This window comes from Streptomyces sp. NPDC097617, from assembly GCF_044761485.1.
In the GTDB taxonomy this organism is placed as follows: domain Bacteria; phylum Actinomycetota; class Actinomycetes; order Streptomycetales; family Streptomycetaceae; genus Streptomyces.
The window spans coordinates 1-11,781 of the sequence record NZ_JBIWCL010000027.1 but is presented as its reverse complement, the minus strand read 5'-3'; the positions used below and the strand labels follow the sequence as shown (position 1 = coordinate 11,781).

The following is an 11,781-nucleotide window of genomic DNA, read 5'->3' as shown; positions in this document are numbered from 1 at the left end:
AGCCGCCCACCGAGAGGCATGAGCAACCGATGAGTACCCCGCCGCCCCCCAGCCAGCCGCCGTCCGGCGGCTTCGGAGCGCCGCAGGACCCCCCGCCGGGCGGGTTCGGCGCGCCCGTACCGCCGCCCGGACCGGCCGCCGCTCCGCAGGCCGGGCCCCCGCAGCAGCCGCCGAGCGCGCAGCCCGCGTACGGCTACCCGCAGGCGGGCCCCGGCTACGGCTACCCGCAGCAGCCCGGCACCCCGCCCCCGTTCGGCGCGCCGCCCGTACCCGCGCCCCCGGCCCAGTCCCCGGCCGCGGGCGGCGGCAACGACAAGCGCACCCAGCTGATGATCGTCGGCGCGGCCCTGCTGGCCATCGTCCTCATCGTCGGCGGCGGCCTCTGGTACACCTCCGGCGACAGCGGCGCGGACGACAGGGCGGACGGCGGCCCCACCGCCTCCCCGGGCAACGACAAGCCCCAGGACCTCGTGCCCGGCACCGAGAAGGTGCCCGGCAACCCGAAGTCGAAGGCGCTGCTGAACCTGCCGAGCCCGGTTCCGCCGGACGTCGCCACCGTCGCCGGCTCCTGGCTGACCGACTCCACCTACGTCAAGTCGGATCTCTCGAAGGTCGTCGGCTACAACCTCGTCGACGGCGGCAAGAAGTGGGAGCTTCCCCTCCCCGGCGAGCTCTGCGGCGCGACCAAGCACGTCAGCGAGAACAAGACGGCGGTCCTGTTCAAGGCCACCGCGGCCACGCCCGAGAACAAGTACCCGCAGTGCACCGAGGTCGGTGTCATCGACCTGGAGAGCGGCAAGCTCGTCTGGTCCGGCAACGCCAAGAGCGCCACCGGCGGCGACAAGCCCGTCTCCCTGAACACGGTCACCCTCAGCGGCAAGACCGTCGCCGCGGCCGGCATCTCCGCGGGCGGCACCGCCTGGAACCTCGCCGACGGCAAGTCCCTGTGGCTGCCCAAGGTCGACGGCGAATCCTGCCGTGACGTCGGCTACGCCGGCGGCGAGGCCCTCGCCGCCATCCGCAAGTGCGGCCAGAGCCCCAACTACACCCTGTACGGACAGCTCCTCGACCCGACCAGCGGTGCGCCCACCGCCTCGTACAAGCTCTCCCAGGGCATCGAGGACGCGTCCATCGTCTCCACCAAGCCCCTGATCGTGGCTGCCGACGTCGGCAAGACCGCGAAGAACGCCACGGGCGTCAGCGACCTCTTCGTCATCGACCCCAAGGGCGAGCTGAAGGCCCGTATCCCGCTCGCCTCCGGAGACTTCGCCGGCAAGTGCGGACTGGACGTCGAGAAGTGCGTCAACATGGTGGTCGGCAACGGCAAGCTCTACCTGCCGTCCTACGAGCACCAGGGCCAGGCGGCCGGCGGCCGCACCAACGAGCTGCTCTCCTTCGACCTGGAGACCGGCAAGCAGACCACCGACCGCGCCGACGCGGGCGAGCGGTACACGATGTTCCCGCTGCGCATGGACGGGTCGAACATCATCGCGTACAAGAACCCCCCGTACGACAAGGGCGGTCAGATCGTCAGCATCGACAGCAAGACGATGAAGGAAACCCTGCTCATGGAGAACCCGGAGGACAAGGCGAGCCAGCGCGCCGAGAGCGCGTTCTCGCCCGAGTACTCCGAGTACCGCTACCACGGCGGAAAGCTGTTCATCTCGCGTACGACGGTCAGCAAGCCGTACTCGGACAAGGCCGACCCGGAGTACCTCTTCGTGTCCTTCAGCGCGAGCTGACGCACACCGCCGAAAGCCCCCGAACGGTCCGCACCGATCGGGGGCTTCTGCGCGGTATCCCCCTCCTACCGTCGAACAAGCGTGTAGCTTGCCGGGTCAGAAGGGTGGGGGGTGGTTCCTCAATGGGCGTACGGGTCGTGGTGGTCGACGAGCACCGGCTGCTGGCCGAGGCACTCGCCTCTGCCCTGAAGCTGCGCGGCCACCGGGTACTGGCCGCGGCCGCCCCGGCCGCGGGCGCCGCGGAGCTGGTCATCAGCCGTGCCCCGGAGGTCTGCCTCCTCGGCACCGCCACCCCCGCCGAGCCCGGGGTCTTCGAGCCGGTCGTCCGCATCAAGCGGGAGCGTCCGCAGATCGCCGTGGTCGTCCTGGGCCCGGTACCCAGCCCGCGCGGGATCGCGGCCGCCTTCGCCGCCGGCGCCTCGGGGTACGTACGCCACGACGAGCGCATCGAGGGCGTGGAGCGGGCGCTGGCCAAGGCCAGGGCGGGGGAGGTGGCGATCGCCCCGCAGCTGTTGCAGGGGGCCTTCGCGGAGCTCCTGAACCCGGCCGCCCAGCCCGACGACGAGGGCAGCCGGCTGCTGCGGCTGCTCACCCCGCGCGAGGTGGAGGTGCTCGTCCGGGTCGCCGAGGGCGAGGACACCCGGCTGATCGCCGCGGGCATGGAGATCGCCCCGAGCACCGCCCGTACGCATGTGCAGCGGGTGCTGATGAAGCTGGGCGTGGGCTCGAGGCTGGAGGCGGCCGCACTGGCCGCCCGCACCGGCTTGCTGGACCGGGCGCTGCCCGCGGCGCTGCCCGCGGCGCCGTCCGCCGCCGCGCGCGGCTGACGCCCGGGCGCGGACCGGCCGCCGATTTCCCCATGGGCGCGGAATCGGGTAAGCCAGTCCTCAAGCACGTGCACGCACCCGCGCGTGCTCCCCCGCGAGAGGCAGTAGGCGAGTGAGCAAGTACCTGGTAACCGGTGGCGCCGGATACGTCGGCAGCGTGGTCGCGGCCCACCTCCTGGAGGCCGGCCACGAGGTGACCGTCCTCGACGACCTGAGCACGGGCTTTCGCGTAGGGGTCCCGGCGGGCGCCACGTTCATCGAGGGCCGGATCCAGGACGCCGCCCGCTACGTGGACTCCTCCTACGAGGCGGTGCTGCACTTCGCGGCCTCCTCGCAGGTCGGCGAGTCCGTGGTGAACCCGGGCAAGTACTGGGAGAACAACGTCGGCGGGACGCTGGCCCTGCTGGCCGCCATGCGCGGGGCGGGCGTGCGCAAGCTGGTGTTCTCCTCCACCGCCGCCACCTACGGCGAGCCGACGGAGGGCCTGCTGACGGAGGCCTCGGTGACCGCGCCGACCAACCCGTACGGCGCCTCGAAGCTGGCCGTCGACCACATGATCGCGGGGGAGTGCGTGGCGCACGGCCTGGCCGCGGTGTCCCTGCGCTACTTCAACGTGGCCGGGGCATACGGGGAGTTCGGCGAGCGGCACACCCCCGAGACGCACCTGATCCCGCTGGTCCTCCAGGTCGCCCTGGGCGAGCGGGAGTCGATCTCGGTGTTCGGCGAGGACTACCCGACCCCGGACGGCACCTGCGTACGCGACTACATCCACGTCGCCGACCTGGCGGAGGCCCACCTGGCCGCCCTGCGGGCCGCCACCGGTGGGGAGCACCTGATCTGCAACCTGGGCAACGGCAACGGGTTCTCGGTCCGCGAGGTCGTCGAGACCGTCCGCAAGGTCACCGGCCGGGACATTCCCGAGGTGGTCGCGCCGCGCCGGGCGGGCGACCCCGCGATGCTCGTCGCCTCCGCGGCCACGGCCCACGAGCGGCTCGGCTGGACGCCCAGCCGATCCGACCTCACCGGCATCATCTCGGACGCGTGGAACTTCGCGCGCACGCACACTTCCTGAGCCTTCCGGACCCCGGAACCCCTGGTCCCCGTCCGGTCCCGCACGTCCTGCGCGCCCCCCGCACCCCGATCGGTGCGGGGGGCGTGTGCGTGTCGGCCGTGCGCTGCGGGCGGGCGCCGCGCGCGGGCGCCCGGCGTGCACACGCCGGGTGAAATGCCCCCCGTGCAACTGCCCGCGGCACACGCCGGTACCGAAGCCGCCATCAGGACCTTCGGAACAGTCGATTTCAAGCCACCACAAAGCCGGTTCGCAGCGCCCGCCCCGGAAAATCCCTGGGAAAACTTCTGCTATTCGGCCAACCGCCGGACGCCCCCGGGCCTACGCTGATGCGTGACACCGGTGGGGGCCGGTGTTGATTCAGGGGTCGAGACAAGTCGGGTACGTCGTCCGGTCCGGGGTAATGCAGAAGTGTCACGGCGGCGGCCGGGGCAGCTGCGGATCACCCGGTCCGGGCGCCGTACCCGCCGTCGTCCGTTCCCCTACCCTTGGGGGTTTTGTGGTTCGTATCCGGGTTCTCGTCGTCGACGATCACCGCATCTTCGCCGAATCGCTCGCAGCCGCGCTCGCGGCCGAGCCGGACGTGGACGTGTCCGCGGCCGGCAGCGGCCCCGCCGCGCTGCGCTGCCTCGAACGCGCGGCGGCCGAGGGCCGTCGCTTCGACGTCCTGCTGGTCGACGCCGATCTCGGCGCGGCCCCGGGGGCCCTACCCGCTCAGCGGGAGTCGGGCTCCGGGGCGCCGCCGCCCGGCTCGGACGGGATCGCGCTGGTCGCAGGGGTGCGGGTGACCCACGCCGGGGTCCGCACGGTCGTGCTCGCCGAGCGCGACGACCCCCGCCGGGCCGCCCTCGCGCTCCAGGCGGGAGCCTCGGGCTGGGTGGCGAAGGACTGCTCGCTCTCCCGGCTCCTGGCCGTCATCCGCGGGGTCCTGCGCGAGGAGACTCATCTGCCGCCCGCCCTGCTCACCGGGGTGCTCCGGGAGCTGACCGCGGCGCGCAAGCACCGTACGGACAGCGAGCGGCTGGTGGAGTCGCTGACCCCGCGCGAGCGCGAGGTGCTGCGCTGCATGGTGGCGGGGCTGGGCCGCAAGGACGTGGCGGCGCGGCTGTTCCTGTCCCCGCACACGGTCCGCACACACATGCAGAACGTGCTGGGCAAGCTCGGGGTGCACTCCACGCTGGCCGCGGTGGCCCTGGCCCGGCGGGCCGGTGTGCGGCCGGCGGACCTAGCCGGGGATGTTGTCGAACGGAGCGGTCAACTGGCGTAGCAGCCCGGCGAGATCGCCGCGCTGGTTCTGCGAGAGCTGGGCCAGGATCGCCCGCTCCTGGGCCAGCAGCCCGGCGAGGGCCTGGTCGGCACGGTCCCGTCCCTCGGGAGTGAGCCGCACCAGGACCCCCCGGCGGTCGCTGGGGTCCGGGAGCCGCTCGACGAGGCCCTTCTTGGCGAGCCGGTCGATGCGGTTGGTCATGGTGCCGGAGGTGACCAGGGTCTGGGTCAGCAACTGGCCGGGAGAGAGCTGATAGGGCGCGCCGGCGCGCCGCAATGATGTCAGGACGTCGAACTCCCACGGCTCCAGGCCGTGCTCGGAGAAGGCCAGCCTGCGGGCGCGGTCGAGATGGCGTGCGAGCCTGCTGACGCGGCTCAGTACCTCGAGCGGTTCCACGTCGAGGTCAGGGCGCTCCCGCCGCCATGCCGCCACCAGTCGGTCGACCTCGTCCTCCATGCCGATCAGTGTAAGGGGTCTGTCGATGTGAAGTCTCTTCATACCAAGTATCTCGATTACGAGTATCTTGACATCGAGATATAATTGCCGCGAGCATGGGGCATGGAGGGGGCCGGAACGGATTCCGCTTCCGATCGCCCCGCCAGCAGGGAGGCTCGAACATGTATTCCGATACCGCGCGCGCCGGGACCCCCACGTCCACCGCGCCATCCGCCCCGACCTGGGATCCCCAGCAGTACCTCCGGCACTCGGGCCACCGCACACGGCCCTTCCTCGACCTGCTCACCCGCATACCCGAACTCCCCCTCGGCCCCGCCCGCATCGCCGACCTCGGCTGCGGCCCCGGCAACGTCACCACCCTCCTCGCCGACCGCTGGCCCGAGGCCCGCATCACGGGCTTCGACCTCTCCCGGGAGATGCTCCACCGCGCGAAGGAGGAGTACGCCGGGCCCACCCCCGGCGGCGGCAGCCTCGACTTCCGTCACGGCGACCTCGCCACCTGGCTGCCCGAGGAGCCCTACGACCTGATCGTCTCCAACGCCGCCCTCCAGTGGGTCCCCGGCCACCCCGGCTCCTTCGGCGCCTGGATCAACGGGCTGCGCCCCGGCGGCACCTTCGCCTTCCAGATCCCCGGCAACTTCACCGCCCCCAGCCACGCCCTGCTCGCGGAGCAGTGCGACACCCCGCGCTGGCGGGCCCGGCTCGCCGGTCACGGCGCCCGCTACATCCATCTCCTCGAACCCGCCGAATACCTCGCCCGGTTCACCGAGCTCGGCTGCTCCGCCGACATCTGGGAGACCACCTACCACCAGCTGCTCCAGGGCCCCGACCCCGTACTCGACTGGGTCAAGGGCACCGCGCTGCGACCCGTCCTCACCGCCCTCGGCGACGACCGCGAGGCCGTGGACGCTTTCCTCACCGAATACCGCGACCGGCTGCGCCCCGCCTATCCGACCGGCCCGCGCGGCACCGTCTTCCCGTTCCGCCGCATCTTCGCCGTAGCCCGCAAGGAGGCATGACCGTGCTCACCGCAGTCGACCATGTGCAACTCGCCGCTCCGCCGGACTCGGAGGACCGGCTCCGCGCGTACTACACGGACGTCCTCGGCATGACCGAGATCCCCAAGCCGCCCGTCCTCGCCGCCCGCGGGGGCTGCTGGTTCGCCGCCGGGCCCGTCCAGCTGCACCTCGGCGTGGAGGAGGACTTCCGGCCCGCCACCAAGGCCCACCCGGGGCTGCGGGTGACCGACATCGAGGCGTACGCGAGCAGACTGCGGGAGCGGGGGGCCAAGGTCGTCTGGGACGACAACCTGCCGGGCCACCGCCGCTTCTACTCGGAGGACCCCGTCGGCAACCGGCTCGAATTCCTGGAGCGGCACCGCCCCGACCCGGCGGCGCTGGAACCCTGCGCGTAGGCGGCACGACACGACGGCGCTCCGTCACCGGATCTCCGGTGACGGAGCGCCGTCGTGCTGCTCCGTCCGTGCTGCTCCGTGTGCGGGGCTCAGTTCTTGCGCCGGCCCACCAGCTGCGGCTTCGACTCCAGCTTGTCCAGCCCGTGCCAGGCCAGATTCACCAGGTGCGCCGCGACCTCCGCCTTCCTGGGCTTGCGCACGTCCAGCCACCACTGCCCGGTCAGTGCCACCATTCCGACCAGCGCCTGTGCGTACAGCGGGGCCAGCTTGGGGTCGAAGCCCCGCGCCTTGAACTCCAGACCGAGGATGTCCTCGACCTGCGTGGCGATGTCGCTGATCAGCGAGGCGAAGGTGCCGGTGGACTGGGCGACCGGGGAGTCCCTCACGAGGATCCGGAAGCCGTCCGTGTAGGACTCGATGTAGTCGAGGAGCGCGAAGGCGGCCTGCTCCAGCAGCTCCCGCGGGTGCCCGGCCGTCAGCGCTCCGGTCACCCCGTCCAGCAGCTGGCGCATCTCGCGGTCCACGACGACCGCGTACAGGCCCTCCTTGCCTCCGAAGTGCTCGTACACCACCGGCTTGGACACCCCGGCCTTCGCCGCGATCTCCTCCACCGAGGTGCCTTCGAAGCCCTTCTCCGCGAACAGCGTCCGGCCGATGTCCAGCAGTTGCTGGCGCCGCTCCGCGCCCGTCATCCGGACCCGGCGGCCGCGCTTGGGCTTGTCGCTGCTGGAATTACTGCCGTCGATCGCCACGCCCCCCATCATGCCGCGTTCGACTCGTTTTCCCTGCGCCGGGCGTCGATGCGGGCCGCGGACGGCCAGCGCACGTCCGTTGCCCAGCCCAGCTGTTCGAACCAGCGGATCAGCCGCGCGCTGGAGTCGATCTGGCCGCGGAGCACACCGTGCCGCGCCGAGGTCGGTTCGGCGTGGTGCAGGTTGTGCCAGGACTCGCCGCAGGAGAGCACCGCGAGCCACCAGACGTTGCCGCTGCGGTCCCGGGACTTGAACGGCCGCTTGCCCACCGCGTGGCAGATGGAGTTGATCGACCAGGTCACGTGGTGCAGCAGTGCGACCCGGACCAGGGAGCCCCAGAAGAACGCCGTGAACGCACCCCACCAGGACATCGTCACCAGGCCGCCCACCAGCGGCGGGATCGCCAGCGAGAAGATCGTCCAGAAGATGAAGTCCCGCGAGATCCGGCGGATCGCCGGGTCCTTGATCAGGTCGGGGGCGTACTTCTGCTGATCGGTCTGCTCCTCGTCGAAGAGCCAGCCGATGTGCGCCCACCACAGCCCCTTCATCAGGGCCGGCAGCGTCTCCCCGAACCGCCACGGCGAATGCGGGTCGCCCTCGTGGTCGGAGAACTTGTGGTGCTTGCGGTGGTCCGCCACCCAGCGCACCAGCGGCCCCTCCACCGCCATCGACCCCATCACGGCGAGCGCGATCCGCAGCGGCCGCTTCGCCTTGAAGGAACCGTGCGTGAAGTAGCGGTGGAAACCGATGGTGATCCCGTGGCAGGCCAGGAAGTACATGAAGACCATCAGGCCCAGGTCGAGCCAGCTCACCCCCCAGCCCCAGGCCAGCGGGACCGTCGCCAGCAGGGCCACGAAGGGAACGGTGATGAACAGCAGCAGAGCGATCTGCTCGATGGACCGCTTGTTCTCGCCGCCGAGGGTCGCGGACGGCGTAGATGTCTCGGAGGGCGCGGACGCACCCTCGATCAGATCGGGACTGGTGGTCATGGGTGTCCCCTGGGGGGTGAGAGAAGTCGGCAGGCTCCCTGGTTACGGACCCTACGGACCCGTAACCTACGGCAACGTAAGTATGGCGCAGCCGGTTCCCGAGGCAAGAGGGGCGGCGCCGGGAGACGGAGCGCGCGCGAGCTGTTCACGCGCCGCCTGGTGAGACGTTTGCCCAGGCACACGGATCGGACACCTATCCTGGTCCCGTCGGACAGCGCGGTCCGCACGGGCAGCCCGAGCTGCGCATCAGGAGCGGAGACCCGCCCGGACCGAGTCCGGGGAGGGTCGCCGCACGTCGCCGGGAGCCCACCGCCCAGTAGCGCTCGAACACTGCAAGGAGCCGCACCTGTGAGCAGTGCTGACCAGGCCCCCCAGGGCCAGGCCCCCGTCACCCCGGCCGACACCGCCAACGCGGAACTGCGCGCGGACATCCGCCGCCTCGGCGACCTCCTCGGGGAGACCCTCGTCCGCCAGGAGGGCCAGGACCTCCTCGACCTCGTCGAACGCGTCCGCGCCCTCACCCGCACCGACGGCGAGGCCGCCGCCGCCCTGCTCGGCGACACGGACCTGGAGACCGCCGCCAAGCTCGTACGCGCCTTCTCCACCTACTTCCACCTCGCCAACGTCACCGAGCAGGTGCACCGCGGCAAGGAACTGCGCGCCCACCGCGCCGCCGAGGGCGGGCTCCTCGCCCGCACCGCGGACATGCTGAAGGACGCCGACCCCGAACACCTGCGCGAGACGGTCAAGAACCTCAACGTCCGCCCGGTCTTCACCGCGCACCCCACCGAGGCGGCCCGCCGCAGCGTCCTCAACAAGCTGCGCCGCATCGCCACCCTGCTGGAGGAGCCCGTCACCGGCGCCGGCGACCGCCGCCGCCACGACCTGCGCCTCGCCGAGAACATCGACCTCGTCTGGCAGACCGACGAGCTGCGCGTCGTGCGCCCCGAGCCCGCCGACGAGGCCCGCAACGCCATCTACTACCTCGACGAGCTGCACGCCGGCGCCGTCGGCGACGTACTGGAGGACCTCGCCGCCGAGCTCCAGCGCGTCGGCGTCGAGATCCCGCCCGGCACCCGCCCGCTGACCTTCGGCACCTGGATCGGCGGCGACCGCGACGGCAACCCCAACGTCACCCCCGAGGTCACCCGCGACGTGCTGATCCTCCAGCACGAGCACGGCATCACCGACGCCATGGAACTGATCGACTTCCTGCGCGGACTCCTCTCCAACTCCATCCGCTACACCGGGGCCACCGAGGAACTCCTCGCCTCCCTCCAGGCCGACCTGGAGCGCCTCCCCGAGATCAGCCCGCGCTACAAGCGGCTGAACGCCGAGGAGCCGTACCGCCTCAAGGCCACCTGTATCCGGCAGAAGCTCCTCAACACCCGCGAGCGCCTCGCCAAGGGCACCGCCCACGAGGAGGGCCGCGACTACCTCGGCACCGCCGAGCTGCTCACCGACCTCACCCTCATCCAGACCTCCCTGCGCGAGCACCGCGGCGCGCTCTTCGCCGACGGCCGCATGGACCGCACCATCCGCACGCTGGCCGCCTTCGGCCTCCAGCTCGCCACGATGGACGTGCGCGAGCACGCGGACGCCCACCACCACGCGCTCGGCCAGCTCTTCGACCGGCTCGGCGAGGAGTCCTGGCGCTACGCGGACATGCCGCGCGACTACCGGCAGAAGCTCCTCGCCAAGGAGCTGCGCTCCCGCCGTCCGCTGGCCCCCACCCCGGCCCCGCTCGACGCCGCCGGCGCCAAGACCCTCGGTGTCTTCGGCGCCGTCAAGGACGCCTTCGAGAAGTTCGGCCCCGAGGTCATCGAGTCGTACATCATCTCGATGTGCCAGGGCGCCGACGACGTGTTCGCCGCCGCCGTCCTCGCCCGCGAGGCCGGCCTGATCGACCTCCACAGCGGCTGGGCCAAGATCGGCATCGTCCCGCTCCTGGAGACCACCGACGAGCTGCGCGCCGCCGACGTCATCCTCGACGAGATGCTCGCCGACCCCTCCTACCGGCGCCTGGTCTCCCTGCGCGGTGACGTCCAGGAGGTCATGCTCGGCTACTCGGACTCCTCCAAGTTCGGCGGCATCACCACCTCCCAGTGGGAGATCCACCGCGCCCAGCGCCGGCTGCGCGACGTCGCCCACCGCTACGGCGTGCGCCTGCGCCTCTTCCACGGCCGCGGCGGCACCGTCGGCCGCGGCGGCGGCCCCTCGCACGACGCGATCCTCGCCCAGCCCTGGGGCACCCTGGAGGGCGAGATCAAGGTCACCGAGCAGGGCGAGGTCATCTCCGACAAGTACCTCGTCCCCTCGCTGGCCCGGGAGAACCTCGAACTGACCGTCGCGGCCACCCTGCAGGCCTCCGCCCTGCACACCGCGCCCCGCCAGTCCGACGAGTCCCTCTCCCGCTGGGACGCGGCCATGGACGTGGTCTCCGACGCCGCGCACGCCGCGTACCGCGAGCTCGTCGAGGACCCCGACCTGCCCTCGTACTTCTTCGCCGCGACCCCCGTCGACCAGCTCGCCGACCTGCACCTGGGCTCCCGGCCCTCGCGCCGCCCGGACTCCGGCGCCGGTCTCGACGGCCTGCGCGCCATCCCCTGGGTCTTCGGCTGGACCCAGTCCCGCCAGATCGTCCCCGGCTGGTACGGGGTCGGCTCCGGCCTCAAGGCCCTGCGCGAGGCGGGCCAGGAGGACGTCCTCACCGAGATGGGCGGACGCTGGCACTTCTTCCGCAACTTCCTGTCCAACGTCGAGATGACGCTGGCCAAGACCGACCTGCGGATCGCCCGGCACTACGTCGACACCCTCGTGCCCGAGCACCTCAAGCACGTCTTCGCCCGGATCGAGGCCGAGCACGAGCTCACCGTCCGCGAGGTCCTGCGCATCACCGGAGCCGAGGAGCTCCTCGGCTCGAACCCGGTGCTCCAGCAGACCTTCGCCGTGCGCGACGCCTACCTGGACCCGATCTCCTACCTCCAGGTCTCCCTGCTGGCCCGCCAGCGCGCGGCCGCGGCCCGGGGCGAGGAAGCCGACCCGCTGCTCGCCCGCGCCCTGCTGCTCACGGTCAACGGCGTCGCCGCGGGCCTGCGCAACACCGGCTGAGCAGCCGCGGGGCCCGTACGGCCCGCACCGCCCCCGGCACGACGAAGCCCCCGCACCGAACGGCGGGTTCTAACGATCCCCGCAACACCCTGGATTCAGGGAGTTGCGGGGATCGTGGATTTTGAGGTGTTGAAGGCGAGGTTCTTCGAGGCGT

10 protein-coding genes are annotated in these 11,781 nt (G+C 71.8%); 7 read left to right on the top strand and 3 right to left on the bottom strand.

Annotated features, from left to right (window positions below):
• The first annotated feature begins 29 nt into the window (after nt 1–29).
• The 4 genes from ACIQZO_RS32595 to ACIQZO_RS32580 all read left to right on the top strand — a co-directional run bounded on the left by ACIQZO_RS32595 (nt 30) and on the right by ACIQZO_RS32580 (nt 4,905).
• Entirely contained in the window at nt 30–1,742 is a 1,713-nt protein-coding gene (locus ACIQZO_RS32595; RefSeq protein ID WP_403633207.1) for a PQQ-binding-like beta-propeller repeat protein, read from the top strand.
• A gap of 122 nt (nt 1,743–1,864) precedes the next feature.
• Nucleotides 1,865–2,569, top strand: a complete 705-nt coding sequence (locus tag ACIQZO_RS32590; protein ID WP_403633205.1) for a response regulator transcription factor — start codon at nt 1,865–1,867, stop codon at nt 2,567–2,569.
• 112 nt (nt 2,570–2,681) lie between these two features.
• A complete protein-coding gene (galE, locus tag ACIQZO_RS32585) occupies nt 2,682–3,641 on the top strand; it encodes a UDP-glucose 4-epimerase GalE (protein WP_403633202.1) in 960 nt (319 codons plus the stop codon).
• Between the two features lie 496 nt (nt 3,642–4,137).
• Nucleotides 4,138–4,905, top strand: coding sequence for a LuxR C-terminal-related transcriptional regulator (locus ACIQZO_RS32580; protein WP_403633199.1), 768 nt, complete (start codon nt 4,138–4,140; stop codon nt 4,903–4,905).
• Here ACIQZO_RS32580 and ACIQZO_RS32575 read toward each other — a convergent pair.
• Nucleotides 4,864–5,361, bottom strand: a complete 498-nt coding sequence (locus ACIQZO_RS32575; RefSeq protein WP_030386194.1) for a MarR family winged helix-turn-helix transcriptional regulator — start codon at nt 5,359–5,361, stop codon at nt 4,864–4,866. The two genes, ACIQZO_RS32580 and ACIQZO_RS32575, sit on opposite strands and share 42 nt — an antisense overlap.
• 161 nt (nt 5,362–5,522) lie before the next feature.
• Between ACIQZO_RS32575 and ACIQZO_RS32570 the strand changes: the two genes are divergently transcribed.
• Both ACIQZO_RS32570 and ACIQZO_RS32565 read left to right on the top strand, forming a co-directional pair.
• Nucleotides 5,523–6,380: a trans-aconitate 2-methyltransferase gene (locus ACIQZO_RS32570; protein ID WP_403633196.1), complete on the top strand. Its 858-nt coding sequence runs from the start codon at nt 5,523–5,525 to the stop codon at nt 6,378–6,380.
• Between the two features lie 2 nt (nt 6,381–6,382).
• Nucleotides 6,383–6,775 (top strand): VOC family protein, encoded by a 393-nt coding sequence (locus tag ACIQZO_RS32565; protein ID WP_403633194.1) that lies wholly within the window; start codon nt 6,383–6,385, stop codon nt 6,773–6,775.
• Between the two features lie 89 nt (nt 6,776–6,864).
• Here ACIQZO_RS32565 and ACIQZO_RS32560 read toward each other — a convergent pair whose 3' ends face one another.
• A complete protein-coding gene (locus ACIQZO_RS32560) occupies nt 6,865–7,539 on the bottom strand; it encodes a TetR family transcriptional regulator (protein ID WP_403633192.1) in 675 nt (224 codons plus the stop codon).
• The gene (locus tag ACIQZO_RS32555; protein WP_403633190.1) at nt 7,536–8,516 is read right to left on the bottom strand and encodes an acyl-CoA desaturase; all 981 of its coding nucleotides are present in this window, start codon (nt 8,514–8,516) and stop codon (nt 7,536–7,538) included. The genes ACIQZO_RS32560 and ACIQZO_RS32555 overlap by 4 nt, the downstream gene beginning before the upstream one ends.
• Nucleotides 8,517–8,864: 348 nt before the next feature.
• Here ACIQZO_RS32555 and ppc point away from each other — a divergent pair, with 348 nt between their 5' ends.
• Nucleotides 8,865–11,627: a phosphoenolpyruvate carboxylase gene (gene ppc, locus ACIQZO_RS32550; RefSeq protein WP_403633188.1), complete on the top strand. Its 2,763-nt coding sequence runs from the start codon at nt 8,865–8,867 to the stop codon at nt 11,625–11,627.
• Nucleotides 11,628–11,781: the final 154 nt, after the last annotated feature.

Coding starts and splice junctions, on each gene's coding strand:
- ACIQZO_RS32595 (WP_403633207.1), top strand. CDS start 30: ATGAGTACCCCGCCGCCCCCCAGCCAGCCGCCGTCCGGCGGCTTCGGA.
- ACIQZO_RS32590 (WP_403633205.1), top strand. CDS start 1,865: ATGGGCGTACGGGTCGTGGTGGTCGACGAGCACCGGCTGCTGGCCGAG.
- ACIQZO_RS32575 (WP_030386194.1), bottom strand. CDS start 5,361: ATGGAGGACGAGGTCGACCGACTGGTGGCGGCATGGCGGCGGGAGCGC.
- ACIQZO_RS32570 (WP_403633196.1), top strand. CDS start 5,523: ATGTATTCCGATACCGCGCGCGCCGGGACCCCCACGTCCACCGCGCCA.
- ACIQZO_RS32560 (WP_403633192.1), bottom strand. CDS start 7,539: ATGATGGGGGGCGTGGCGATCGACGGCAGTAATTCCAGCAGCGACAAG.
- ACIQZO_RS32555 (WP_403633190.1), bottom strand. CDS start 8,516: ATGACCACCAGTCCCGATCTGATCGAGGGTGCGTCCGCGCCCTCCGAG.